The sequence below is a fragment of the Pseudomonas sp. Fl4BN1 genome (assembly GCF_009908285.1).
Lineage (GTDB): Bacteria > Pseudomonadota > Gammaproteobacteria > Pseudomonadales > Pseudomonadaceae > Aquipseudomonas.
The window spans coordinates 43,872-70,452 of sequence record NZ_JAAARM010000033.1 but is presented as its reverse complement, the minus strand read 5'-3'; the positions used below and the strand labels follow the sequence as shown (position 1 = coordinate 70,452).

The following is a 26,581-nucleotide window of genomic DNA, read 5'->3' as shown; positions in this document are numbered from 1 at the left end:
ACAGCGAGTCGGCGCCCTTGAGCTGGATGTCCTTGATCGCAAAGCAACGGCTGTCGGCCGGGGTGGTCGGCGCTGTGGGAGCGGCGCTCTTGCCGGGCAGGTCCTTGAGTTCTTCGAGACGCCGCTGCTGCTCTTCCAGCAGACGGTTCTGCCGGTCGCGGATCAACTCCTGATCACCGGGATTATTAAAAGGGGCGGCAAGGATGCTGCTGGGCACAATGCTCAAGCACAACAGGCAAGACAATACCTGACACAACCTCATCCCGAGGGTGGAGAGAGACATATTCGATCCTTCGAAATACAGCTACAGCGTCTGGCGTGAGCGGCGATGCTAAATAGCCACTACTTGGACGTCAAATGAGCTGCCCGCGAGATAGACCCACGGAGAAAGATCGAAATAAACCACTCAATCGGAAATGGAAATAAAAACCCTTATTAATCATGAAGTTAAAAAAATCAGGCAGACCAGCCACCGAGTAGACCTTCAGAGCCCCGTAGCATTTGGACCAACGCTCAATTTCGGGATAGAACACTCCGGTCAGACTTTTGAAGTATCAAGAGAAACCAAACTAAAACAGAGGGTTATAGGGCATATAGTGATTTATTATTAGAGGGCAATAGCGATGAAATGGCCGTTATAAAAGCCTACAAATCAACTAAGACACAATTGCTAACAACTACACTAACCGCTTAATAACTAACTACTTTTCAAGAATTCAAAGAAAATTCGAGTGCCGCACCAATAAAAACAGACGAACGGTATATAGCAAAAAGTCTGGATAGCACGCTCAGGCCTCTCGCCTGGAGTTGCATCACAACAATGCTGGTGGGAGCGCACTGGAGGTTTCCGACCTGAAACCAGGCCCTGCCTCATGACTTGCCCTCATCACCCTCCGAACGCAGATGAATCACCCGGGCAGGCGGTTCCACGATCAGCGGCGGATGCTGTACGTCCTCAGGACTGATCCGGAAAAACTGCGTGGTGACATGGCTGATACCGCCCTCTTCATCGTTGTGCACGATTATGGTTCCGGGCTGGCGCATCTGGGCGAAGGTCTCGTCGCTGAGCTTGAAGCTTTCACTCAAGCGCTGGTTGTCCACCACCGGTGCCGGCAGCCGCGCTGGATAACTCTTGTTACGGCGCTGGCGGTAACGCGCCCAGGAAATCAACAGCACCGCATTGAGCAGCGCGACCCAGGCATAGAACTGCAAGGTGGTCAGGGCATCGAGCATGCTCGCTTCGATGCGCGGTCCCTCGTGGCTGTCGAGCAAGGGGATGAGCCCGCGAATGAGCAAATACAACAGGCCCACCCAGGCCAGCACGGTGAGGATAACGTCGACCACAACCATGAAGGGACGTTGGCGAGTCCGGATGATCTTCATCAGCGCACCTCCTCTTCGTCATCTCTGGGCTTGATACCGCGATCCGGGCTGACCCAGCGCGCACGCTTCTGATGCTCGCCGAACAACACTCTGGGGAAGCTGACCAGGGTGGTGAGCAAGCTGATCAACCAGAACACCAGGGGGTACCAGACCACCCAGAACATGGTTTTCCACAGGTCTTTTTCATAACGCCGGTCGATCAGGATGCTGACCGCGAATTGGGCCAGGCAGACAATCGCCAGCACCAGGCCGGTAAAGGCTGGCGGCACAATGCTGTGCACCGCGATGGCCTCGGGCATGACGATGAACTTGCCCAAGGCCCAGAAGATCACCGACAGCAGAAAGGTGAAGGCCCAGCCAGTGGACAGGCAGTAGTCGAAGAGCAGTGTCCACAGATAGCGATGACGCCACTCCCAGATGCCCCGGATGTTCTTGAACAGCACCTCGGCGCCGCCCTGTGCCCAGCGCAACCGCTGCTTCCACAGGCCCTTGATGGTTTCCGGCATCAGAATCCAGCACAACGCCCGGGGCTCGAAGAACACGTACCAGTGATCGAGTTGTAGCTTCCAGCTGATGTCGATGTCTTCGGTGATCATGTCCGGGCTCCAATAGCCCACCCGGTGCAGTGCCGTGCGGCGAAAGGCGACGATCACCCCGGAGACGGTGAAGACTTTGCCGAACACTCGCTGGGTGCGCTTGATCAGGCCGATGATCGACGAAAACTCGCCCACCTGAATCCGTCCCACCAGGGTCGAGCGGGTACGGATCCGTGGGTTGCCGGTCACCGCACCGAGGCGCGGGTTGACCAGCATCGGTGCCACCAGGTACGCCGCAGTGTTGGGTGCCAGCAGTGCATCGCCATCGATGCACACCAGGTATTCACTGTGCGCCGCCACCGCACCCATGCGCAGGGCCACGGCCTTGCCCTGGTTCTGTGCCAGGTGCAGCACCCGCAGGCGCGGGTCCTGGGCGGCAATGGTGTCCAGGACCTGGCCGGTGTTGTCCTTGGAACCATCGTTGATGGCGATCACTTCAATGTTCGGATAATGCTGGGCCAGCGCTGCCTGAATGGTGTCGGCGACGTTGTCCCCTTCGTTGTAGCAAGGGATCAGAATGCTGATCAGCGGCTCACCGGCCAGGGGCGGCGGCAGGGTGTCGTCGGTCCAGGGCCAGTGACGTTCCCAGTGCAGCCAGAAATACAGGCCGCCAGAGATCCACAGTGCGGACATGAACAACGGGTAATAGAAGACGAAGTCCATGAGGAACTCGCCGGTCACCAGGAAGATCAGCCCCAGGGGCACCCCGAGCACCAACGCCAGCACTACCAGGGCGAAGACTCTATCCATCATGATTCAAGGACTCCATTTGTTGGAGAGTGCGGGCCGCAGGGTTTTCAGGTCCGGGGTGTTGTCGAGGAAGTTGTCCGGGTAGTAACCGAAGTGGATGGCGCCCTGGCGCTTGAGCCGGCCCATCCAATCGGCCAGTTGCGCGGCGGGCAGGTCAGTGGTCGGTTGCCGGCTCCAGTCCCGGGCCTGAAGCTCGAACACCGTGCGCTGCAAGGCTCCGGGCCGGGTCCGCACCTGATCCACCAGGGCCTCCAGCCAGGGCCCGGAATGCCGTGGGCTCTGGCCTTCCATCAGCGGCATGGCCATGGGCGCCGTCCAGTCGTAGCTGGCGAGGAAATCATCGAGGTTCTGGGCGAACCAGGTTTCGCTCTGGGGATTGATGATCGGTTCGGCATATATGTTTCGCGCCGTCAGTACCTGAGGCCCGCGAATCGCCCGGACCTTGGCGGTCAACTCGTTGGTGAAGTCGATCAGGTAGCGGCTCTTGAAACGGGTCCAGCGCTGCAGGGTCGCCGAATCATCACGCAGGGCCGCGATGGAGCCGGGCAGGCCATTGGCTGCATAGGCACGCAGGGCTTCGGGGCTGGCGTCTTCGTAATCCGAAAGCAGCGCATCATCGTGAAACAGGACGCCGTCGACCGAGGTCATGCGTGCCATGTCTTCATAGAGCTCGCCGATCAGCCGCCGGACGTTCGGATCGAAGGGCGACAGCCGCTGATACTGCTTGGGATCGAGCGCTGCCTGGCCAGTGGCCGGGTCCCAGCGAGTGACCCTGGGCAACCGCGCATCCAGGGCGTAACTGAGCACCGGCATCCAGGCGAAGACCTTGACGTGGGCCCGGGTACGCAACTGCCAGGCAACCCGGTTGAACAGGTCGGCGCGCATCGGCAGATGCCGGTTGGGGAAGTACAGCTCGCGCGCCAGCCCATCGCCCTGGGGATCGGCAAAAGCCTGGAGGAATACGGTGCTGGCTCCCAGGTCGGCCATGCGTTGCACCAGTTTGCCGAGATTGATCTCCTGCTGTTTAGGGTCCGGGTCGTAGACGTTGTCCAGGTCCACATGCACCACGCGCATCGGCGCCCTGCTCTCGACACCGACAATACTGTTGGAGAAGTGCGAGCCATCAGGATCCGACACCACCAGGAGGCGCGGACTGCTCATCAGGTTGTCGAGAGTATCGAGGCCATCATCCAGGGTCATCGCCATCTGGAATCCCTGGCCATCGATCACCTGCAGGGTAGTGCCGTCGGCGGTACCGTACGGCCAGACCCAGACCCGGGGACGGTAGCCGGCGACGGCCTGGATCTTGTCGGCGATAGCGGTGATGTCGTTGCGCATCCGCGCCTGGAACTGTATTTCGCTTTCATAGCGGCCACTGGCTGCATCGTAGCGTCGAGTCGCAGCCGCCGGCTGCAGGTTACCCTGCGGATTGGCCAGGATGCCCAAATGGCTGTGGTCAGTATGGGCGGCCAGTTCTACCAGCCCGGAACGGGAGATCTCACCGATCTGTGCCCAGTTCAGAAACTGTACACGCGGGCGCATGTCGCCGGAAAAATCCACCAGCCGGTTGGCCGGGGTATCCATCCACATGCCCACCGGGGCCAGCAGCGCGTGCCACTGATAGGCACGCAACACCGGCAATACCCGAGTGTAGAAGCTCGAAAAACCATCGTCGAAGGTCAGCAGGATGGCCTTGGCCGGCAGCTCCGGGCCGCCTTTGCGGGCCGCAAGGATCTGGTCCACAGTCACCGGCCGGTAGCCGTTCTCACGCAGCCACGCCAATTGCTGGATCATCCGTTCGGTGCGCACACCCACTACCCGTGGATCAGGGTCGCGATCGGCGATGTCATGGTAGGCAATCCCCAGCACATGGTTCTTCGGCCATGGCGCCTCGGTATGGGGCAAGGGTCGTTGTGCCGGGACGACAAAGTTAGCTGCAGGCTGGGAACAGGCGCTGAGAATCAAGGCTCCCAACAGGAGGACGCAACGGTTGATCAAACTCATCGTCCCACTCTCCTCTAGAAGCGATAGGTAAGGTCGACCGCCAGGCGCAGATCGGTTTCCCGCTCGCCGTCGTAAGGCCGGTTGATCACGCTCAGCACACCGCCGATATCGAACACGTCGTTCCAGCTGTAGCGCTGGCCGTAGCTGAGCAGCCCGACGGCCCCCGTGGAGTAGCCACGCTCGCTGTAGGTCCCGGCACCGGCCTGGAACTGTTGACTCCAAGTGGTTTCATAGCGGTGATAAAGCACGTGGTTGACGGTCACGGTAGGCAGGACGCTTAAATCCGCCTCGGGGTTGTAGTAGGGCGTGTCTTGCAGCGTGTTATGACTGGCGCCCACTTCCAGTCCGAGATCGACCTGCACTTTCGGTGAGCGGTAAACCCCTTCACGCCCGGTGAGCAATGCTTCGAAACGGTTGTTACCGTCACTGAAATGCGAAGGGCTGAGGGACAGTTTCCATTCGCGGCTTTCATTGGCGCGCCAGCGCAGGAAGGCACTCCCGCCATTGGCGCTGATGTCACTGTTGAGCGCCCGCAGCGGGGTGTTGGCCGAGAGGTAGTCGAGGCTGCCGCCGTATTGCCAGTGATCGTCGATATCACGGGCCAAGGACACCCGGGCACCGGTCTTGTCGCCGTAGCCGTAGGAGTGATTGGAGACTTCGGCTTCCAGGGTCATGTCACGGGTTCGCCGCTCCACCCCCAGGACCTGCCAGCGGTGGTTGCCGATGCCTTCAGAGAAATCTCCCATGGCATAACCGATCCCGCCGAACAGTCGCCAGTCCTCGGCAATGGGCGGCGTATAAAGCCGGCTTTCGATGCCGAAATCCCGGCTCCCGGCCACGGCACCGGCACCACTGCTTCCCCCTCCGTAGCTCTTGCCGCCGTAGGTCGAGACTCGCAACTCGGCCATGTCATGCACTTCGCGCTCGCGGGCCAGGCGTTGCACCTGACGGCTTTCCGGGAAGCGCTCAAGCACGTCGTCGGTCAGGGCATCCAACTGCCGCCACTCTTGCAGGTCCAGAGCGGTGTGTCCCTGGGACACTTCCAGGTTGACGTCCCGCGGCGCCACGCTCTCGGTTTCCTTGAGCAGGCTTTCCGACAGCCGCGGCCACTCACGGGTCCGGTATAGGTCGGCCTGGGCCAGGCGCACACTGGTGTTGCCCGGAGCAAGCTCCGCCAGGCTCGCCAGACGTTGCTCGGTACCCGTCAGATCAGCCCCGGCAGCGGCGGTGGCACCGGCCTGGGCGGCCAGCAACTGAGCATCGACCCAGTCGTCGTTGAACTCGCTGACCGATTGCCTGGTCCGCTGAATTCGTTGCGGCACACTGTCGGCCAGTTCATTGGCGAGGTTCAGCGCCTCTTCCGGGCGTTCACTTTCCAACAAGGCGTAGTACAGACCGGTGGTGTCCTCCAGGCGGGACGTCGCATCGGCTTGCGGAGCAGCCAGCACCCGACGATACAAATCCGCGGCCTCTTCCGGCTGACGCTGATCAAGATAGGCCGCAGCCACCCAACGCAGGGCATAGGTGGGAATACTCGCCCCATCAGCGGTCAACTGCTGGTATTCGCTGATTTCCTCGGCGGTACGGGCACGGGCCTTGAGCGCTCCCAGGCGATCGATACGCCAGCGGGTGAGATCCTCCTTGGCCTGGGAGTCGGTGCCCCATGCGGCAAACAGGGCATCGTAATCCGCCAGGGCGCGGTCGGCGATCACGAAGCGTTCTTTCTCGCTGCGGGTGGCCAGCTCCGCCAGCCTTACCCGCTCGGCGGCCAGATCGCCCTGAATTCGTCGCTGAACCAGCGGATCGATCAACCCCGGGTGCTGCTGGGCCAGGCGCAGGGCCGGCTCCGGCAAGCGTGCCCGTTGCAGGGCATAGATGTATTCGCGGATGACGTCGGGCTTGTCACCGGCGCGGATAAAGGCCTGGTCGTATTCGCTCAGGGCATCGTAAGGCTGGTTGGCGCGGGTCAAGGCGTAACCCAGGGCCAGGCGCCGGGTCGGGTCGTCGGGCTTGGCCGCCACCAGGGCCTTGGCCCGAGCCACCGCTTCGGCCGGCTGGCCAGCATCGGCCTGGGTCAGGGCCAGGCCCAATTGCAGGTCGGCATTTTGCGGATCGCGCTCCAGGGCCTGGCGATACAGGCGAGTGGCGTTGTCCCATTGCTTGAGGTTGCGATAGGCCCTGGCGGTGGCTACCAGTGCCTGCACCGGCAGCGCGCGATTGCGTGCCTGGGTCTCATAGACGTTCACCACCTCGGCATCGAGCCCGGCCCAACTGGCGATCTGCAGGTGGTCGCTGACCAGGCCGCTGGTCAACTGACTGGCCGGCACCTGGCGCAAATGAGTCAGTGCCGGGGTATAGCTGCCGGCACGGGCCTGGATGATCAGTTGGTCATAGGCCGCGTCGGCGAACACCAACCCAGGCCAGAGCAATTGACTGCACAGCGCCAGACGAAACAACGGACGAAGGCCATAACGGCGAGCGGGATGAACAGTGCATTGCATTTCGTCAGCATCCTTACATGGCTAGCCGGAGTTCTGCGCCCCGCCCTTACGCCCCAGCAAACGGGATCAAATGATCCAAAAACGCTTTCTGGGTGAATTCTTCCACGAAGGTTAGTCGAGAAACTGGACTGCCATAATTATTCAGAATCAGCCGCAGCAAGCACTGTAGAAGCCCGATCTGCAGTGCCAGCCAGCCTTGCCCGGCAACCTCCAGACAGCACAACGCCCGACCTGTGCTCTGCACAGCGCCGGGCGCCGGGGATTGACCTGAAGGGTCGCCAAGGGCGACCCACACAGTGCTTACTGCAGGGCGCCTGCGCCCCCCAGCTTGCTCATGACAAAACCAACGAACTGCTCGACCGTCATTTTCTGGCCGTTGAAATTCACTTCGTTGTTGGCGTAGTGCAGGGTCGACACCACGTTATTGCCATCGAGCTTCGCCAACTGGGTAGCCAGGGCCATGGCGCTGAGCATTTCCGCGGTGGCGGCACTTTGCTCGGCGATCTGCTTGGCATCGGTCTGGCCTTCAGCCTGGGCCTGCAGCGCTGCAATGTCCGCCACCATCGGCTTGGACAACAGCAGTTTGGTGTCCAGCTGGCTGATCAGTTGCTTGCCCAACTCCGCCGGAGGCAGTTCCAGGTTCTGCGGCTTGGCCAGGTCCAGGCTCAGGCTGAAACGGCTTTCGCCACTGCCGGTCTTGAGTGCCAGGCTTTCCAGGGCGATCTGTGGCTTGGCTTCCAGCACCTTGTTCACCGCACCACGAACCTTGGCCTGTTCGGCGTCGGTCATCTGCAGTTCCGGAGCCGGCTCGCCACGGGAGGCCGCATCGGTCGCGGCTGTCTGGTATGGCTGCAAGACAGTCTGGTAGACCTGCATCAAATCGAGCATGCCCTGGCTGTCAAGGTTCTTCATGCTCCAGAGCATTTCGGCCGAACCAACGCTCTTGCCGTCGAAAGCAATCTCACCGATCCGGTAATCCGCGCGCCCGGCCACTGTGCTACCGGCTTCTTCGCTGGAGGTCTTCTGCTCGAAGTTCTTCAGGGTCAGCACCGACTGCTTGTCACCGAAGGTGGCCTTGGCACCGCTGAGTTCCACGGTGTTCTGGCCCAGGTAGTAGCCGAAACTGCTCTTCTGCAGGTTGCTGGCCAGGGTCAGGCCGTTGATTTCCAGCTTGCCCGGAGCCTGATCCGGCGCACTGATCGACAGGCTCAGGCTGTCCATGTAGCCATCGATCTTGGCCTTCTGTCGGCTGTCGCTGACGGAGACGTTGAGGTTCATGCCGGAGAACTTGAGGTTGGAGTTCTCATCCAGGACCAAGTCCATGGGGGCAAATTCCAGGGTGCCTTCAGCGGCGAGGTCGTAGCCGACATTGACGACGCCCTTCAACGGTGCCGCGCCCTTGGTGGCGGCGAACCACTTCTCGGTCTGTGGGCTTTTTTCCAGCTCATAGTGACTGGTAGCCATGACTGGCAACCACTTCAGGCGCACCAGTCGGGAGAAGGGCAGCGGACCGTGCTCGATGTGGTCGGAGACCAGCAGTTCCAGATCACCATGGAACACATCGCCCTGGCCCTTGACGCGATAGCGGGCGTTGCTGCTGAACAGGCCACGATCCAGGGACACCAGTTCCAGGGTTGCGGTGGCGTCGTAACCGAGCAGCGCCGCCTGCAGCTCCTTGTTGCTCTCGATGATCTGCTGTTGCAGAACCCCTTCCAGCTTGGTGCCGGTGTACCAGGCGCCGCCGGCACTGATGGCACCTACTGCGACGACGATTCCTAACAGTACGCCTGCTGATTTATTCATGTCTGACCCGATCAATATCCGTTGTTTGAAGGTGTGGTCGTCTTCCCTGAACCCATGACGGGTCGCGGCTCGACTCCGCGTAAAACCGGCGCAGATTACCACTGGCGGTGAGCGGGAGCCCAATCTTTGAGTGTGAAAAACCGTTGATGGGCCGCTAGGCAGGGCACAGGAACACCCGTTGGAAGGCAGGATCGGCGCGCACTCCCACCGCTGCCGCAGGCTCGACCACGGCAGGGCGACAAGATCCCGAAAGGGCTTCGACGATCTCAACAGCGCGTCAGTTTTGCTGCTACTCACAGCCTGCGACAGCGGCTCCAAAGAGCCGGGACAGGCTTCAGGAATACTCGACTTCCAAGGCATCGAGCTGATGGTCGAAGCTCTTGAGCCGCGCGCTCCAGGTGTACACCAGCACTTCGAAATCCCGATCGATCACCGCGCTGTTGTTCCGCGACTCACCACGGGGGTCGCAGAAATCCAGCTGATAACGCTCCCGGGCCATGGCGGTGGCGACATCTGATAGCTCCCGGGCATTGCTCAGCCAGTGGCGACCGTCATCCGCCTGCTTGTCCAGCAGGATGCACTGCTTCTTCAGCGCTTCCAGGCTCTTTTCCAACGGCGTGCCGGTGAGCTCGCCCATGACTTCGGCGAAGGTCCGCCCCGGTTGCCAATAGCTGCCCCAGAAGTAGCGGTCAAACACGGTCTCAACCCGGCGCAAGGCCACCTTGGTGTCCCAGATGACCACCAGCGTCTTGCTCTGTTCGAGCTGTTTTTTCTTGATTTTCTGGCCCTGGAAGGAAGCCCAGGCCACCACGCCGATGGCCATTACCGCAATCAGCGCACTGGCGCTGTCGAGGAACACCAGGGCCTTGTCGATCTGGTGGGCCAGCATGATGCCGTAGAAGTAGGTGGCAGACAGCAGCACCAGGGCGCAGAGCGCGCACCAGAAGCCCGGAGCATAAGGGTTTTTCATTATTGGAATCCCCATGACCATCACATGCTTTGATCGCTTTAAGGCGCGTTGCACGCGGCGCCTTGGCAACTGATCAAAGCATAGCAACGGCCTCAGGGTTTCGCGTGCTGCGAGCCTTGCGTTCGTCCGCTTTCCCAACCACCGCCCAGGGCCAGGAACAGATCAATCTGACTCATTGCCACCTGGGTATTGGCGGACGCCAGTTGCGCGCGCATATCGGTGTAGGTGCGGGTGGCCTGCAGGTCGGCAAGGAACGAGGCACGACCGGCCTGGAAAAAACGATGGGTCTGGTCCGCCGCCAATTGCGCCGACTGCTCGGCGTCCGCCAGGGCCTCGCGACGCTGCAATTGCGCGCTGTACTGCGCCAGGCCGGTCTGGGTTTCACGAATGGCGTTGAGCACCACACCGTCAAAATGCGCCAGTGCGCCCTGGCTGGCCGCCTCGGCTTCGTGGATGCGCTCACGGGCACCATTGGCCGGCACGCTCCAACTGATCAACGGACCGAACCCCCAACGGTTGGTGGACGCCTTGCCAAGGTTGTCGAGGATGCCCACGGTACCGATGGTCGCGCCGATGCTGATATCGGGATACAAGGCCCCGGTGGCCACGCCGATTTGCGCCGTGGCAGCGGCCAGGTGACGCTCGGCCTGCCGCACATCGGGACGCCGCTTGAGCAACGCCGCACCGTCGCCCACCGGGAGCAGTTGGGCGATCTGCGGCAACTCGGCGCAACCGCCGGTGCCGGCCGGCAATTGCTCCAGCGGCTTGGCCAGCAGCATCGACAAGCGGAACAGTGCCGACTGGCGTGCCGCCTCGTAGCGCGGCAGTTCGGCGCGCAAGGATTTGAACTGGGTCTGGGAGCGGGTGACCTGGGTTTCGTCGCCACGCCCGGCATCGCGCAGACGCTGGGTCAGCTCGGTGCTCTGGGCTTGCAGGCTCAGGGAATGTTCGGCGATTTCCCGCTCTTCATTGGCCGCGCAGACCTGGGTGTAGGCCCGCACCACATCCGCCACCAGGGTGATGCGCGCAATGTCTGCCGCGGCCTGGGTTGCATCGGCATTGGCCTGGGCCGCCTCGATGCCACGCTGCAAAGTGCCGAACAGGTCGAACTGATAGGAGGTGCTGATGGACAGGTTGCCGACATTGGCCACCGGTACCTTTTCCGGTAACAGGAAGGCTTCCCCGGATTCCTGCAGGCGTTCGACCCCGGCCTTGACTCCGCCGCTCCAGCCGCCAGCGGCCTGGGCCTCATCCACCTGAGCTCGGGCCCGGGACAGGTTGGCCGCCGCCACCCGCAGGTCGGTATTGGAGGCCAGGGCCTGCTGCACCAGCTGGTCCAGGCGCGGGTCCCGGTACAGCCGCCACCAATCGGCAGGCACCGGCGCCGAGATCACATTGGCGCCCTTGGCCGCCAAGTCGCCCTGTAAGTCCTGGCGTTGTACCGCCGCGTCCTTGGGCAACTGGTAATCCGGCCCGACCATCTGGCAGGCAGACAGCATCAGGCCGAGTCCGGCCAAGGCCCAGCGTGCGCCGCCGTTCATTTCCCGGGCTCCTGCTTGGCCTGATCATTGAGGATCGACACGGTAGCGGTGCGCCCGGCGATCATGCGGAAATCCGCTGGCACGTCATCGAAGGCGATGCGCACCGGAATCCGCTGGGCCAGCCGCACCCAGCTGAAGGCCGGGTTGACGTTGGGCAGCAAATTGGAGCCGCTGCTGCGGTCGCGGTCTTCGATCCCCGCAACAATGCTTTGCACATGCCCGCGCAATCGCGCGCGGTCACCAATCACCCGGATATCCACCGTCTGGCCGACATGGATGCCGTCGAGCTTGGTCTCCTCGAAGTAACCGTCAATATGGAAGGAATTGCTGTCCACCACCGACAACACCGGGCGCCCGGCAGTGACGAACTCCTGAGTCCGCGGCGCGCGATCGTTGACGTAGCCGTCTACCGGGCTGCGCACCACCGAGCGATCAAGGTTGAGCTGGGCACCGTCCACGGCCACTTGAGCCTCGGCCAGCGCTGACTGGGCACGGGCCTCGCGGGACTGGCTCTCTTCCAGTTGCTCGCGTGGCACCAGGTTGCCCAGGCCACGGTTGCGCTTGGCCTCGCGCTGAGCCTGGGCCAGGGTTTCCTGACGATCGGCCAACCCCGCCCGGGCTTGGCGCAAGGCCAGCTTGAAACGGTCCTGGTCGATACTGAACAGCACCTGGCCACGTTTCACTAACTGGTTGTCACGCACCTCCACCTGCTGGATCAGCCCGGACACGTCCGGGGCGATCTGCACGACATCGGCGCGGATATGCCCGTCCCGGGTCCAGGGCGCGAACATGTAGTACATCACCATGCGCCAGACCACCACGACCGCGAAGGTCACCACCAGTAACGTCAGGACCACACGGCCAATGGTCAATAAAGGTTTTTTCATGTCATCAGGTATCGACTGAGAGAGTCCACAGCGCCCAGCAACAGAGCGTAGAGACCCACGTTGAACAGTGCCCGGTGCCAGACCAGGCGATAAAAGTGCAAGCGCGTCAGCACCCCGTGCACCAGCAGGTACAAGCCATAAGTGATACCCATCAGCACCAGTAGCGTGGGCAGGAACACCCCGCTGATATCCAGATCACCGATCATAAAGGCGCTCCATCGATGCCATGGGGAAGAGGTTCTTCGGGTTCGCCCGAGCCCACGAATTCCACCCCGGGCAGCAGCGCCAGGCGTAGGCCACTGAGGGCGTGCAGCAGGTGCAGGCGGGTTTCGTTATCGCCTTGCAGGCCCTGGCTGTTGAGGGCCCGGCGAGTACGGTCGAGGGTCATCAACAGCGCACTGGGCGCCGGCAAGCGTTCACCGGCCTTGAGGCACGCCTTGAAGTATTCGCCGACCTCGGCCACCACCTGGCGTAGCAGGCTTTGCGCTACCCCCAGTACCCGCGGCGCATAGGCCAGCAGGTCCAGCAGGTTGAGTGCCACCCGCAACTCCCGCAGAGCGGCGCCGGTGTCCTGGCCGGTCATGGCCAGGCGTGGCAAGTGCTGCATCAGCCGGTCGAGCATCTGCGCACCCATGTGCCGGTGCTCGGCCAGGGTCGCCGGCTCGGTAAGGCTGACGATGTCGCGCCAGCTGAAGCGAGTCAGGCGCTTGGCCGCCAGCTCCGAGCCGAACGGGCGGGCGATCAGGGTCCAGACAAAGGCGAACAGCAGGCCCATGGGTCCGGCCAGGTTGGAGTTGGCAAAGCTCAGGAAGTCAGCGTCGTAGGCGCCCTGGATGCTGATGAAGGATGAGGTGTTGACGATGGTCAGGAGCATCCCCAGGTAGAACCGCGGTTGCACCGTCAGGGTACCGACGCAGATGAAGGGCACTGCGAAGGCCAGCACCAGCATCGGGAAATCATGCAGGTTGGGCAGGATCAGGAACAGATAGAGACTGGCAAACAGCACCGACATCGCGGTCCAGAAAAAGAACCGGTAGATCTGCGGCGCCGGGTCGTCCATGGCGGCAAAGAAGCTGCAAGCCACCGCCGCGAGGATCACCGCGCTGCCGCCGTCGGTCCACCCCAGGAGGATCCACAGCACCGAGGCAACGATGATCGCGAGCACCGTCGAGCCCGCCGAATACAGCATCAGCCCGCGGTCGAGAAACGGTGTCAGCCGGCCCAGCCGCCAATGCCGGTAGACCGCGCGCCAGGTGTCTTGGCTTTCGCTTTGGATGGCGTGCTGCAGGCTGCGGCAGTCCTGCCACAGGTCGATCCACTCGCCGAGGCGATACAAGGCGTTGGAGAACAGCAACTGGCGCCGGTCGTCCAAGGCTTCGGCGCTTGGCTGCAGGGCTTCGAGTTCACTGCGCAGGGCCTGCCAGCGTTCCACCGAGGCGTCCTCGGCAGTGGCCTGCAACCATTCATCGGCCTTGGTCAGCAAGGGTGCAAACTGCGCCACCAGTTCCGGGGTGCGTCGCTCCAGGGCGTACAAGGCATCGTCAAGGGCATCCACCACCGGCAGCAGATGGATCATCCGTCCACGCAGCTCCTTGGTGTTACGTACCGTCTGCGGCCGAGTGCCTTCGTGGGGCAACTGGCCGATCATCAATTCCAGGGTGTTGAAGGTGCCTACCATCGACGCACGCAGGGCACTGACTGCTTCAGGTTGGACATTGCGGGCCAGGAAGCGCTGGCTGTAGATCGCGGCATCGGCGAACCACTTGGCGGCAGAATCGACGAACACCGGGGCCAGCCGCCGGGGCCAGAACATGCTGCCGATCACCGCGGCGCAGACGATGCCGAGGAAGATCTCCTCGGTCCGCGCCTCGGCTACGTCCCACACCGCCAGCGGGTTGTCCACCACCGGCAGGGCGATCAGCGGCAAGGTGTAGCCGGCCAGCATCAGGGCGTAGTTGTTGGCGGTGCGCAAATGCATGGAGAGGAACAGCAGGATGCCGGTCCACAGGGCGATGATCACCACCAGCAGGTAGGGGCTCTGCACGAACATCGGCACCAAGAGCACCGCCGCGGCCGCGCCGAGAAAAGTACCGATCGCCCGATACAGAGCCTTGGAGCTGGTGGGACCGACAAAGGGGCTGGAGACGATGTACACCGTGGCCATCGCCCAATAAGGACGGGGCATCTGCATCAGCATGGCGATGTACAGCGCGATCATCGACGCGGCGAAGGTGCGTACCCCATAGAACCAGTCGCGTGCGGGGGGCATGTCGGTGAAAAAGCCTTTCAAGAGGGCAGCACCGGCACGTGGCTGGCGGACTCGAAGGCACGGATCACCCGCAACGCCGCTTCCAGGTCAGGGGCACTGATGCCTTCGAGGACTTCCTGGCGCAGCCGCACCAGCTCGCCCTCCACCGCCTGCACCAGCTCGCGGCCGGTGTCGGTCAGGCTCAGGCACTTGGCCCGGCGGTCGTGAGGGTCTTCGCTGCGGCACACATAGCCGGCGCTGCACAGCTGATCCAGCAGGCGCACCAGGGACGGGCTTTCCATCCCCGCGGCCTGAGCTACGGTGACCTGGCGCACGCCCTCGCCCAGGCGCCCGATCATCAACAGGGGCACCGCGCAGGCTTCGGAAATACCGAAATTGACCAGGGTGGTCTGGCAGATCCGCCGCCAATGCCGCGACGCGACCACCATGCCACTGCTGATATTCATGTGGAGTGATTCAAGGGAGTTGGACACAAGACGGTTTGCACACTGTTAGTTTGCTAACTATCAATATGTCATTGCCGGATAAATCCAGTCAAGTTTTGTAACAAATACCCAGGCCATGCATCCGCTTGAGCGGTTCCAACACAGAGCCCGTACTGAAAAGGTATATACCTTTTCAGCACTATTTGAGGAAAGCTCCCATGTCCAAGCACGCCGTCTTTACCATGAAACTGGAAACGGAACTGCGGGATCAGTTCATGGCAGAAGCGCAGGCCTCGCATCGCCCTGCCTCGCAGATCGTTCTGCGAAATGATGCGCGAATTTGTCCAGAAACAGCATGAATCCCGGGAATACGCGGCATTTTTGCAGCAGAAAGTTCAGCTGGCCCGAACCTCCGTCGACGCTCAACGCGGGCACAGCCATGAAGAAGTTGAAGCAGAGTTCGCTACCAGGCGCGCCCGGGCATAGAGGCTGGAATGAAAGTTGTTTGGGCTCCCGAAGCCATACATGACCGCACGGACATCTGGGATTACCTGTAAGCCCTCAACCCAAGGGCAGCGCTTGAAATGGACCAGCGTTTCAGCGAATGCCTCGAACATCTGATCCTCAATCCCCATATAGGGTCTACGGGGCGGGTGGCCGGAACCCGGGAACTGATTCCCCACCCCAGTTATCGCCTGGTCTATCAGATCGGCCAGGACAGAATCTGGATCCTGACCCTGGTACACACCGCGCGCCAATGGCCGCCACTGGCTTAGCCCCCGCGCCCCGTCCTCAACAACACATCCAGTTGATCCACCACCTCCGCCCAATCGGCATCGTCCAGCACTTCCGTGCGCAAAAAGTCGGCCTGGCTCTCGCTCCAGAAAAACGCATCCGCCAGGTGCAGCGCAGGCTTCAACGGCGAATGGGTGGCGATGAAACGCTCGATGCTCACCGGGTCATCAGCCAGCCCCAACTGCTTGAACAGCGCTGGCAGGGTGTGTGTCGGTGACTCCATGGCTGGCTCCTGATCAGTGAGAGACTTCGCAGACTTCGGCGTGGGGCACCATTTTCAGATACTGAGCCACGCTCATGTGCACCAGGTTGTGGTGATTGCCGGCCTCCAGGTAAATGTCTTTCTGCCGGGTCAGCAACGGGTCGATGACCACGTCCAGCCCATAGGATTCGCCCAGGGCCGGCACCGCGCCGCGCTCGCAGTCGTTGAACAGATGGGCCAGGGTGCTTTCCCGGGTGACCTGCCATTCGCCGCTGCCGCGTACCTTGCTCAGGTCCAGGTGACGACTGGCGGGCAAGACTGCCATCAGATAGTGACCGTGGTGATCGTCGAGGATCACCGACTTGGCCACCCGCTCCGCAGGCACCCCTGCCACTCGCGCCGTTTCCAGGCTGCTGGCCGAGTGCGGGTGGGTCACCAGGTCAAATTCGCAATGTGCCTGTTCCAGGCTACGTTGCACGGTTCTTGCCATACGCATGATGCACCTCAGTGCCCCGAGATGGATTCGAGACGGTAGGTTGACGTCCTGTTGCTCCCTGCGATGAGTCTAGATCCGGCAACGAGGCGTACGGGCATTAACTTCCGAACGGCAATCCCCCTGCGTCACGCGGGTAGCAGCGCTCAACTAAACTCAGGTCAGAGCCGTTAGACGCCCCGTGAAACAAGGTGCGTGCTGCACCGGGAGGTGTCGGATGAACAGAGGTGGCTGGCTAGCGTTGTGGTTGGGACTGCTGATCGGATCAAGCGCCGGAGCCGCCCAGGCTGTGGACCCGGTGGTGGTGCTGACGGTCAGCGACGTGATTACTCCCGCCAGTGCTGATTACCTGGTACGAGGCTTGAACCAGGCCGCCGATGAACATGCGCAACTGGTGGTGATCCGCCTCGACACACCGGGCGGCCTCGATACATCGATGCGCACCATCATCCAGGCCATTCTCGCCAGCCCCGTGCCAGTGGCCAGTTTCGTCGCCCCCAGCGGTGCTCGGGCCGCCAGTGCCGGGACCTACATTCTCTATGCCAGCCACATTGCGGCCATGACCCCAGGCACCAACCTGGGCGCGGCGACACCGGTGCAACTCGGCCTCCTGCCGGAGCCGCCCAGCGCAGCACCAAACACCCACAACCCGCCCACCAACGCCAGCCACAGCAGCCTGGAGCTCAAGCAAATAAACGACGCGGCCGCCTACATCCGCAGCCTGGCGCAACTGCGCGGGCGCAATGTCGAGTGGGCTGAGCAAGCCGTACGTGAGGCCGTCACCCTCTCGGCCCAGGAAGCACTCAACATCAAAGTCGTGGACTATGTGGCCAACGATCTCGACAGCCTGCTCAAGCAAGCCGACGGCAAGACTCTGGTGGGCGCAGGGCATGAGGTGCAGTTGCATACCCAGGGGGCGGCACTGATCCAGCACGACCCCGACTGGCGCACCCGGCTGCTGTCGGTCATCACCCATCCCAGCATCGCGATGATTCTGATGATGATCGGCGTGTATGGACTGTTCTTCGAATTCGTCAATCCCGGCACCACCCTGCCCGGGGTACTGGGCGGGATCTGCCTGTTGCTGGGGCTGTATGCGATGCAACTGCTGCCTGTGAACTACGCCGGCGTGGCATTGATTCTGCTGGGCATCGGCTTGATGGTGGCCGAAGCCTTCCTGCCGACCTTCGGTGTGATCGGCTTGGGCGGCATCGCCGCCTTTGTCGTCGGCTCGGTGATTCTCATCGACACCGACGTGCCGGGGTACGGCATCCCCCTGCCCCTGATCATCGGCCTGGCGCTGCTCAGCGCCATCGTCCTGGTGGCATTGGCCGGCCTGGCCATCAGGTCCAGACGACGCCCCACGGTCAGCGGCGATGCCGGGCTGGTGGGCAGCCTCACCCCGATCAACAGCGTGCAGCCCGGCAACGCCTATGCCGGCCGGGTGCTGTTGCAAGGTGAGCATTGGCAAGTCGCAAGCGCCACGCCTCTGAGCACCGGGCTACGGGTACGGGTGGTGGCACGCAAGGGGCTGCTCTTGGAAGTGACGCCTGCCGAAGCAGCGTCACGAGGAGGATGAAATGATTGGACAATGGCTATTCGGTGCATGCCTGGCGTTGTTGATTGCCCTTGCCGCGTCGACCTTTCGCATCCTGCGCGAGTACGAGCGCGGGGTGGTGTTCCAGCTTGGGCGCTTCTGGCAAGTCAAGGGACCGGGCCTGATCCTGCTGATCCCGGTGGTCCAGCAGATGGTCCGGGTCGACCTGCGCACCGTGGTCCTGGATGTGCCGCCGCAAGACGTAATCACCCGTGACAACGTCTCGGTCAAGGTCAACGCGGTGCTGTACTTCCGCGTGCTCGACCCACAGAAATCCATCATCCAGGTTGAAGATTTTCTCATGGCCACCAGCCAACTGGCGCAAACCACCCTGCGCGCGGTGCTGGGCAAGCATGAGCTGGATGAACTGCTGGCGGAACGCGAGCGCCTCAACCTCGACATCCAACAGGTGCTGGATGCGCAGACCGATGCCTGGGGCATCAAAGTGGCGAACGTCGAGATCAAACATGTCGATCTCAATGAGTCCATGGTCCGGGCTATCGCCAAACAGGCCGAGGCCGAACGTGAGCGGCGGGCCAAGGTGATCCACGCCGAAGGCGAGTTGCAGGCCTCGGAAAAACTCATGCAGGCAGCAGAGATGCTCGGCCGCCAGCCCGGCGCGATGCAGTTGCGCTACATGCAGACCCTGGGCGCGATCGCAGGGGACAAGAGTTCGACCATTGTCTTCCCACTGCCCATAGAACTGCTCAAGGGCATGGCGGACCTGTCCTCAAGACCTTGAGCCGGCACCCGCAGGCTCGCCCCGGTGCGTCCTGCACCAGGGCTGCCGCACCTGCTTCAAGGGCACTGCACGCTGGCAAACTGCGCAACCGCCGCCGAACCGCAGAGAACGAACAAGCGCGCACGGGTGTTGCCCGCGGCCAGCTCACTGACCTTGTGCCAACCCGCCGGCAAGGGGGCGAACTCCTCGGGTTGATCATCGGTCCCTACCAGCCAGATGCGGCCGCTGCCCACCGGTAGCGCGGTCAACCGATCCAGGTAGACTTCATCCGTCTCGCTCACCAGCGTGCCGAAACCGTAGCTATTCGGTCGGCTGGAAGCCCCATCCGGCAACGGCGGCGTATAGAGCATCGGCTCGGCATCGGTGCGGTTGTAGTAGACGTAGCTCAGGTACCAGAGCATGTCGCTGATGACAATGCGGTCTCCCGGGGCATAGTGGGTATTGACGAAGTCGACCATCACGCTGATCTGGTCATTGACGTCGACATCGATGTTGTTTTTCAGGCCGACCCCTTCCAGGCTGACAAACAGCACCAGCAGCGCAATAGCGGCGATTCGCGCCGTCTTGAGCCAGCGGTCGATGACGATCGCCATGATCATCGGCAGGCCCAGGGCGTAGGCCGTCAAGTAACGCTCGATGAATACCGGGGAGATGAACGACACCGCGAACACCAGGAACAGCGGCAACAGACTGAAGCTCACCAGCAACCCGCCAAACCTGTGGGGAAGGTTATCGCGCCACGCGAGGAGCGCGCTGACCGCCAGCAACAGCAGGGGCATACCGATGAACAGTGGCCCGGGCAGGCTGTCGCCTTCATCCTGGATCAGCAATTGCCAGACCATCGCCGGCAGCGATGACCAGGTAACCGGTGGCTCCCAACCCACATCGCCATTGGCCTTCAACTCGTCCATGTGCCGCAGCAGGTCCAGCAATTCCGGAACCCAGGGCAGGTACAGCAAGACAATCGCCGCGTTGGCCAACCACCAGCTCGGACGCCCCAGCAAGCGCGCGCCGTTTTCGCTGCGCAGCCCTGGCAGCGCCAGGTACAGCCAGTGCGCCAGCACGCAGAACGCCGTGAAGTAGTGGGTATAGAACGCCAGGCTCATCAACAGTGTGTAAATCACCAGGTAGCGCCAACGCTGCGGCTGGCGGACCCAATACACCAGAGCCAGGGTCGCGCCCAGCAGCAGCATGCCCAGCAAGGCGTACATGCGTACTTCCTGGCTATAACGCACGGCAGTGGGCAACAAGGCCAGCAGCACCCCGGCGAGAATCGCTGCACGACGAGTGGCGACCAACGCTACCAGCCAGACACCCAGGCCCACTGTAACGATCCCCGGTAGCGCACTGAAGGTGCGGACCGAAAAAATGCCGTCGCCAAACAGTTCGATCCAGCCATGCAACAGCATGAAATACAGCGGCGGGTGCACGTCGTGGGCCGCGTGGAACCAGATCTCGCCCAAGGAGTACTGACTGAGCAACAGACTGGAACCTTCATCTCCCCAGATAGCTGCAGCGGTCAGGTCATAAAACCTGGTAAACGCGGCCAATAGCAAAACCGGCAGCAGCCAATAGTCGAGCACCAGGCGAATCAGCCCCTGGACTCCCTTGCCCTGACGAACCGGGACGGACCCATCCAAACGCCCGATCAACTCCGGCGCTCTACGAAATTCCATTGCTCCTCCCCATTACCTGCATGACCTCGCCGTGCTCAGCCTCCACAGCATCTTCTTTTGCCTGAAAAACCGCAAAGGCCAGGCACGTCGGCGCTACCAATGCCATCGAGAGCGTAGTGGACGCGCCCCGGGCGTGCCCTCACAGCGCTCACGCAAGTGCCTAAACACTCCTGCCCTGCCCCCAGAAACAGGATCGCAGCCTACGGCAACAACCGATAGCGTCAAGCAACGGATAGGCCGCCAGTGCATGCGCGCGGCACTATCACGACCGACGGTACAAAGCGCCGGAATCTTTAACCGAGCACGTAGGTACGAAGCGGCTCCTTCTGTATGATTTTCCCCACTTCGGGACCCGCCCTCCAGGCCCTCTGGATTAAGGATAATTCGTGCGTATCGCTCTTCTCCCATCATTGACTTTGGTCCTGGGCACCTTGTGTACCACCCTCGCCCAGGCCAGCTCAGATGACATGTGCTTCCCGAGCTGGAAGCTCTATTCCAACCAGTTGGACGCCTGCGGCAACCTGCCCTTCCTCAACCCCGGCAATGACAGCCGGGTCAACCTGCGCCTGCTACTGGCCGATCAGGGCAGCCTGCCGTTGACGCCCCGGGCCTTGACCAAGGATGGCCTGGGCCTGGGTTTCGGCCCCGTGCCCTTCCCCGCGTATCGCCTGCGTCCGGCGGACCCCGAAAGCGATTCCGGCAGCGCGCCCAAGGCCGGCCCAACGCCCGCCACCGAGCAGCTCGACAGCCAACTGCAGGCCCTGGGCTTGAGGCGCGATAGCAAGGAAACCGCCGGGGACGGCTTTTTGTCCGGCGAAGGTAGCCGCTGTCGCAGCAACTCGGACACCAGCGCCCTGGCGTTTGTCGAACAGCTCAACGAGGCCCAACTAAGCCAGGAGGAACGCCAGGCCCTGGCCGAGGCCAGGGTGCAACTGCTGGCCAGCTGCGACTGGAACGCCAGCGAGATGAGCAGGCTGCTGCCGGGCAACCTCAACTCGGCAGGGGCCAAGGCGTTCGCCAGCTACCTGCAGGCCGCCGCCGACTTCTATAGCGGCCGCTTCAGCGACGCCGGCAACGGTTTTGCCGCCCTCAAGGACAATGCCCAGCCCTGGCTGGCCGAGACGGCGGCCTACATGAGCCCGCGCACCACGCTTAACCTGGCCCAACAGAACGCCTTCGATGAATGGAACATGGTCAGCCTGGAGCATGTGGACAAAACCGTCCTGCAACAGGCCGGAAGCGGTTTCGAGGCCTATCTGAAAGCTTATCCACAGGGACGTTATGCCGTGTCCGCCAAGGGCCTGATCCGGCGCGTGCACTGGCTGGAGGGGGATTTCCAGGCCCTGGCCGAAGACTATTCCCGCCAGTTGACCCAGGCTCCGGGCACCCCACGCAACATGAGCCTGGAAGACGTGGTGGAAGAGGTCGACTACAAACTGCTGAGCACTTCCGACGACAACTTCCAGGCCCCGCTGCTACTGGCGGTCAGAGACCTGATGCGCATGCGCAGCGAATCGCCTCCAGCGCTGACCCGGGAAGCCCTGCAACAGCAGAAAAGCCTGTTCGAAGGGCAACCGGCGTTGTTCGACTATCTGCAGGCGGCCTTCAGCCTGTATGTCGAGCAGCAACCGGCCGCAGCGCTCAAGCAACTGCCGACCCAGCTTCCAGCGCAACTGGACTACCTGAGCTTCAGCCAGCAGACCCTGCGCGGCCTGGCCCTGCAGGCCCAGAAGGATTGGAAAGGCGCCGAAGCGCTGTGGCTGCAATTGCTGCCCCTGGCCAAGCAGCCCCTGCAACGGGAACAGCTGGAACTGGCCCTGGCCTTCAACTACGAGCGCAGCGGGCAACTGGCCAAGGTGTTCGCCGCCGACTCGCCGATCAAGACGACCCAGGTCCGCGACATTCTCCTGCGTCAGGTGGCCTCTCCCAAACTGCTGCGCCAACAGGCACAGCGGGCCGACTCCGCCACTGAGCGCAACACCGCCTGGTTCGTCCTGCTGTACAAAGACCTGACCCGCGGCCAGTACGCAGCCTTCGGCGAAGACTTCAAGCGACAGCCCATCCCGCTGCCCGAGGAACAACTCAGTCGCGGCTTGGGCTACCTCTTCGACTATGGCCCCTCACTGGCGGTATTCCAGTGGTACGGCAAGCCAGCCAGCAGCGACACATCCGACTACGCGTGCCCGAGCATCAAGGACACCGCCGCAACCCTGCAACAGGATCCGAAAAGCCCGATCGGGCTGCTCTGTCTCGGTGAGTTCATGCGCCTCAACGGCTTCGACCGCATGCCCCTGGACACCCCGCCTGACGCCCAGTCCCTGGGCGGCACCGCTGACACTTTCCCGGGCAAGCCCTTTTCGCGACTCGATGGTTATCAAGTGGTGATCAACAACCCCAAGGCCAACAGTGATGAGCGCTCCTATGCCTTGTACCGTGCCATCAACTGCTATGCCTCTTCCGGTCATAACAACTGTGGCGGCAAGGGCGTCGAGCCTGCGGTGCGCAAGGCCTGGTTCCGCCAGTTGAAGACCAAGCTGGGAGATACCCCGTGGGGGCAGTCACAGCGTTACTACTGGTAAGCGTGAAGCGCCTGGGCTACTGCCTGCTGCCGCTCTGGCTGTGGTGGGCAACCCCGGCGGCCGGCGCGGTAGAGGCGGCCGAGTACGACGCTTTCTGGCTGTGGAGCGGGGTCAAGACCCAGCCGGTGCTGGCCCAGGCCAGGACCCTGTACATCCTCCAAGGGCAGATCAGTCACTCGCGGCGCCATCCCGGGCGCGGCGTCGAACTCATTGCACAGGGGCTGCCGGTGTCGCGCCTGCCCCAGGAACAGGTCTGGGTGGTCTACCGCGCCCACACCCTGGCGTGGCCGGAACCGCTGTATCGCCAGCTGCTGGGCCAAGTGCAGCGCTGGCAGGCCACAGGGACCTCGGTAGCAGGCATACAGATCGATTTCGACAGCAGCACCCGCGACCTCGAACGCTACGTGAGTTTCCTCCGTGACCTGCGCCAGCGCCTGCCGCCGCAATACCGCCTGAGCATCACCGGCCTGATGGACTGGGGCAGCAACGCCGACCCGCAAGCCATCAGCCAGCTCAAGGGCGTGGTGGATGAAGTGGTGGTGCAGACCTACCAGGGCCGCCATAGCATTGCCAGCTACGCGACCTACCTGCCACGCCTGGATCGCATGGGCCTGCCCTACAAGGTCGGCCTGATCCAGGGCGGTGACTGGCAGGAGCCGCAGGCGCTGCGCGACAGTCCCTGGTTCAAGGGGTATGTGGTGTTTTTGCAGAATCCTTGAGCGCGGGACGCGCCTGACGGCCGCTTTCGCTGGCAAGCCAGCTCCTACAGAGTTTGCCGTTTTTGCAGGAGCCGGCTTGCCGGCGAAAATCCGCTACGCCTTACCAGTCATACGTCAGGCTCGAGACCATGGTCCGCCCTTCGCCGTAGTAGCAGTCCCAGATGCTGGTGCAGTTGGCGACGTAGGTCTTGTCGGTGAGGTTCTTCACGTTCAGCGCCAGCTTTACGCCCTTGAGTTGCAACGGCGACTTTTCAAGGTCGTAGGACAGGCTGGCGTCGTACACGGTGTAGGACGGAATCTGGAAGGCACCGTCGTAGTCGGTGCCATAGCTGCCCTTGACGTAGCGTGTCCCCACTCCCGCTCCCAGGCCCGCCAGAGGCGTGTCGCCGAGAATCGTGTAGTTGAGCCACAGCGACGCGGTCAACGGCGGCATTCCTGCCGGATGACGCCCTTCGCGCCCGTCATTGTCCTTGGTGTATTTGATGTCGTTGCGCGACGCCGAGGCAATCACGTCCAGCGACTCACTGAGGCTGGCCTTGGCTTCAAGCTCGATCCCCCGGGAGCGCAGTGCGCCACTCTGGATACTGAATCCGGGGTTGGCCAGGTCGGAGGTCAGGATGTTCTCCTGATCCAGTTGGTAGGCCGATACCTGGACGAAACTCTCCTGGCCCGGAGGCTGGAACTTCACCCCCACTTCGTACTGCTTGCCGCTGGACGGTTCGAAAGCGCCACCCTGCACACTGGTGCCACTCAACGGCAGGAAGGATTCCGAATAGCTGACAAAGGGCGCCAACCCATTGTCGAACAGGTACACCAGCCCCCCGCGCCCGGTAAAGGACTGGCTCTTGGCGTTGGTATGGCCACCACCGAGCGGCACCTTGTTATCGGTTTCCGCCCAATCGTTGCGACCGCCCAGCACCAGCACCCACTTCTCGTACTTGATCTGGTCCTGCACGTACAGGCCAGTCTGGATGATGGTGTTGTCCCATTGGTAAGGGCTGCCGAAATTCAGCGACTGGCCGTAAGTCGGGGTGAACATGTCGAGGATCGGCGGGTTGTAGTCGTACTTGCCGTGGAATTTCGAATTGTAGTGGTAGTAATCCAGCCCTACCAACAGGGTATGGCTGAACGGCCCGGTGTCGAACTCGGCCTGGGCGATGTTATCCACGCCGAGGACCTTGTTGTGCTGCTTCCAGTCGACCCCGTAGCGAGTCATGTAGCGCTGGTCGTTGAGCCCGGTCTTGGGATTGGCGACGAACTTGTAGCCGTGCAGCGGCGCGCGGTAACGGTCATCGACGTCGGCGTAGCGGGCGTTCTGCTTCAGGGTCCAGACATCGTTGAGGCGATGGGAAAACTCGTAGCCCAGGACGAACTGGTCGCGATCGTAGGCATTGACCCCGGGCTCGCCGAGAAACAGGTCGCGGTCGATCTTGCCGTTGGGGTTGGCGAACACCGTGCCGACGCTGGGCAGGCCCTGGGCCTCGGGTACGTCGTTGTCCTTCTGGAACTGGGCAAACACCGTCAGCTGGGTGTCCTGGTCCGGGCGCCAGGTCAGGCTCGGGGCGATGAACTGGCGCTGGCGCTGGACGTAATCGATGGCGTCCTGGCTGTCGCTGGCCAGCCCGGTCAGGCGATAGAGGAACTGTCCCTGCTCATCCAGCGGGCCGCCCAGGTCCAGGGCGATGCTCTTGTGGTCATAGCTGCCGGCTTCCAGCACCAGTTGATGCACCGGGGTTTCGGTGGGGCGCTTGCTGACCATGTTGACGATGCCCCCCGGCTGGTTCTGGCCGTAGAGCACCGAGGCAGGGCCCTTGAGCACTTCGATGCGCTCCAGGGAAAAAGGCTCGATCTGCAGGGCGCCACCAGTGCTGCCGCCGCCATAGGGCAGGTGCAGGCCATCGAGGTACATCGGGGTCGGGGAAAAGCCACGGGAGGTGGGCTCGTCGAAGATTTTCACCCGGTCGGAAAAGCCCCCGCCGGTCATGCCCGGGGTATAGAGCAGCGCCTCGGTCACGCTCTGGGCGCCACGGGCCTTGATTTCCTTGGCGCCGATCACGTTGATGGTCTGCGGTATCTCTACCAGCGCCGAGTCGGTCTTGCTCCCGGTGGCGCTGCGCTTGGCGACGATCCCCGGTACGGCGCCCCAGGCACTCTCATCGTTCTGCATCGCACCGATGCGGGTCGGCGCCAGTTGCAGGGCGCCGTCCTCGGCCACCGCTTGCAAGCCCCAGCTGGAACCGCTCTGCACGGCCTGCAAGCCGCTACCGGCAAGCAACGCCTGCAAGCCCTGGGCGACCTCATAGCGGCCCTGCAGGCCAGCGCTGTGCTTGCCGGCGGTCAGGCTCGCATCCACCGACAGGAGAATCCCCGCAGTGCTGGCGAAGCGGTTCAGGACCTGGTCGAGGTTACCCGCGGCGATCTGGTAGTTGCGTGCCTGGCTCTGGCTGCTGCTGTCGCCCTGGGCGATGCCCGGCAACACCGGGGCTACGGCCAGCAGTGCGACAAAGGCGCGGCGCCGGGCGGCGCTGCCCAGGTTCAAAATGGATGCAGTGGTCTGGTAAGGCATTCCTGAACTCCCCATGAGAATGCGTCTTGATCGGCTTTCATGGGGTATCCCGAACGACCCGGCAGAATCGACAATGGCCCGAC

The 26,581-nt window shown here is 62.5% G+C and carries 19 protein-coding genes and 3 pseudogenes; 6 read left to right on the top strand and 16 right to left on the bottom strand.

The genetic code is table 11. From position 1 onward, the window contains the following. The 12 genes and pseudogenes from GV818_RS27230 to GV818_RS27175 all read right to left on the bottom strand — a co-directional run. Positions 1–283 (bottom strand): annotated as a pseudogene (locus tag GV818_RS27230) (ShlB/FhaC/HecB family hemolysin secretion/activation protein); the annotation flags it as partial. 587 nt (positions 284–870) lie between these two features. After that, positions 871–1,383, bottom strand: a complete 513-nt coding sequence (pgaD, locus tag GV818_RS27225) for a poly-beta-1,6-N-acetyl-D-glucosamine biosynthesis protein PgaD (RefSeq protein ID WP_161777998.1) — start codon at positions 1,381–1,383, stop codon at positions 871–873. Next, positions 1,383–2,732, bottom strand: coding sequence for a poly-beta-1,6-N-acetyl-D-glucosamine synthase (gene pgaC, locus GV818_RS27220; RefSeq protein WP_161759756.1), 1,350 nt, complete (start codon positions 2,730–2,732; stop codon positions 1,383–1,385). The genes pgaD and pgaC overlap by 1 nt, the downstream gene beginning before the upstream one ends. Before the next feature lie 3 nt (positions 2,733–2,735). Next, positions 2,736–4,733, bottom strand: coding sequence for a poly-beta-1,6-N-acetyl-D-glucosamine N-deacetylase PgaB (gene pgaB / locus GV818_RS27215; RefSeq protein WP_161777997.1), 1,998 nt, complete (start codon positions 4,731–4,733; stop codon positions 2,736–2,738). A 14-nt stretch (positions 4,734–4,747) separates the two neighbouring features. After that, positions 4,748–7,234 (bottom strand): poly-beta-1,6 N-acetyl-D-glucosamine export porin PgaA, encoded by a 2,487-nt coding sequence (gene pgaA / locus GV818_RS27210; RefSeq protein ID WP_161777996.1) that lies wholly within the window; start codon positions 7,232–7,234, stop codon positions 4,748–4,750. A gap of 300 nt (positions 7,235–7,534) precedes the next feature. Then, entirely contained in the window at positions 7,535–9,037 is a 1,503-nt protein-coding gene (locus GV818_RS27205) for a YdgA family protein (protein ID WP_161759753.1), read from the bottom strand. 334 nt (positions 9,038–9,371) lie between these two features. Continuing rightward, on the bottom strand, positions 9,372–10,007 hold the full coding sequence (locus GV818_RS27200) for an NADH:ubiquinone oxidoreductase subunit N (RefSeq protein WP_161759752.1): 636 nt from the start codon (positions 10,005–10,007) through the stop codon (positions 9,372–9,374). Between the two features lie 92 nt (positions 10,008–10,099). After that, positions 10,100–11,548: an efflux transporter outer membrane subunit gene (locus GV818_RS27195; protein WP_161777995.1), complete on the bottom strand. Its 1,449-nt coding sequence runs from the start codon at positions 11,546–11,548 to the stop codon at positions 10,100–10,102. Then, positions 11,545–12,435, bottom strand: a complete 891-nt coding sequence (locus tag GV818_RS27190; RefSeq protein ID WP_161759750.1) for an efflux RND transporter periplasmic adaptor subunit — start codon at positions 12,433–12,435, stop codon at positions 11,545–11,547. The genes GV818_RS27195 and GV818_RS27190 overlap by 4 nt, the downstream gene beginning before the upstream one ends. Further along, positions 12,432–12,641, bottom strand: a complete 210-nt coding sequence (locus GV818_RS27185; RefSeq protein ID WP_011058538.1) for a DUF1656 domain-containing protein — start codon at positions 12,639–12,641, stop codon at positions 12,432–12,434. Before GV818_RS27185 ends, GV818_RS27190 begins: the two co-directional genes overlap by 4 nt. Beyond that, positions 12,638–14,725: an FUSC family protein gene (locus GV818_RS27180; RefSeq protein WP_161777994.1), complete on the bottom strand. Its 2,088-nt coding sequence runs from the start codon at positions 14,723–14,725 to the stop codon at positions 12,638–12,640. Before GV818_RS27180 ends, GV818_RS27185 begins: the two co-directional genes overlap by 4 nt. Beyond that, the gene (locus GV818_RS27175; protein WP_161759748.1) at positions 14,722–15,150 is read right to left on the bottom strand and encodes a MarR family winged helix-turn-helix transcriptional regulator; all 429 of its coding nucleotides are present in this window, start codon (positions 15,148–15,150) and stop codon (positions 14,722–14,724) included. Before GV818_RS27175 ends, GV818_RS27180 begins: the two co-directional genes overlap by 4 nt. Positions 15,151–15,347: 197 nt before the next feature. Here GV818_RS27175 and GV818_RS27170 point away from each other — a divergent pair. Then, positions 15,348–15,615 (top strand): annotated as a pseudogene (locus tag GV818_RS27170) (antitoxin of toxin-antitoxin stability system). Positions 15,616–15,704: 89 nt separating this feature from the next. Further along, positions 15,705–15,905, top strand: a pseudogene (locus GV818_RS27165) (type II toxin-antitoxin system RelE/ParE family toxin); the annotation flags it as partial. Here the strand turns inward: GV818_RS27165 and GV818_RS27160 are convergent. After that, positions 15,902–16,147: a DUF2789 domain-containing protein gene (locus GV818_RS27160; protein WP_161777993.1), complete on the bottom strand. Its 246-nt coding sequence runs from the start codon at positions 16,145–16,147 to the stop codon at positions 15,902–15,904. The pseudogene GV818_RS27165 and the gene GV818_RS27160 overlap by 4 nt on opposite strands. Positions 16,148–16,160: 13 nt before the next feature. Next, positions 16,161–16,622, bottom strand: a complete 462-nt coding sequence (locus GV818_RS27155) for an aminoacyl-tRNA deacylase (protein ID WP_161759746.1) — start codon at positions 16,620–16,622, stop codon at positions 16,161–16,163. A gap of 214 nt (positions 16,623–16,836) precedes the next feature. On the opposite strand from GV818_RS27155, the gene GV818_RS27150 reads away from it, so the two are divergent. Both GV818_RS27150 and GV818_RS27145 read left to right on the top strand, forming a co-directional pair. After that, positions 16,837–18,198: an NfeD family protein gene (locus tag GV818_RS27150; RefSeq protein ID WP_161759745.1), complete on the top strand. Its 1,362-nt coding sequence runs from the start codon at positions 16,837–16,839 to the stop codon at positions 18,196–18,198. A gap of 1 nt (position 18,199) precedes the next feature. After that, positions 18,200–18,958, top strand: a complete 759-nt coding sequence (locus GV818_RS27145) for a slipin family protein (RefSeq protein ID WP_161759744.1) — start codon at positions 18,200–18,202, stop codon at positions 18,956–18,958. Positions 18,959–19,014: 56 nt separating this feature from the next. Here GV818_RS27145 and GV818_RS27140 read toward each other — a convergent pair whose 3' ends face one another. Continuing rightward, the gene (locus GV818_RS27140) at positions 19,015–20,634 is read right to left on the bottom strand and encodes a glycosyltransferase family 39 protein (protein WP_161777992.1); all 1,620 of its coding nucleotides are present in this window, start codon (positions 20,632–20,634) and stop codon (positions 19,015–19,017) included. Positions 20,635–21,020: 386 nt separating this feature from the next. On the opposite strand from GV818_RS27140, the gene GV818_RS27135 reads away from it, so the two are divergent. Both GV818_RS27135 and GV818_RS27130 read left to right on the top strand, forming a co-directional pair. Then, positions 21,021–23,213, top strand: coding sequence for an outer membrane assembly lipoprotein YfiO (locus GV818_RS27135; protein ID WP_161759742.1), 2,193 nt, complete (start codon positions 21,021–21,023; stop codon positions 23,211–23,213). Continuing rightward, positions 23,183–23,932: a DUF3142 domain-containing protein gene (locus GV818_RS27130; RefSeq protein WP_161759741.1), complete on the top strand. Its 750-nt coding sequence runs from the start codon at positions 23,183–23,185 to the stop codon at positions 23,930–23,932. Before GV818_RS27135 ends, GV818_RS27130 begins: the two co-directional genes overlap by 31 nt. A 100-nt stretch (positions 23,933–24,032) precedes the next feature. Here GV818_RS27130 and GV818_RS27125 read toward each other — a convergent pair whose 3' ends face one another. After that, positions 24,033–26,498: a TonB-dependent siderophore receptor gene (locus tag GV818_RS27125; protein ID WP_161777991.1), complete on the bottom strand. Its 2,466-nt coding sequence runs from the start codon at positions 26,496–26,498 to the stop codon at positions 24,033–24,035. Positions 26,499–26,581: the final 83 nt, after the last annotated feature.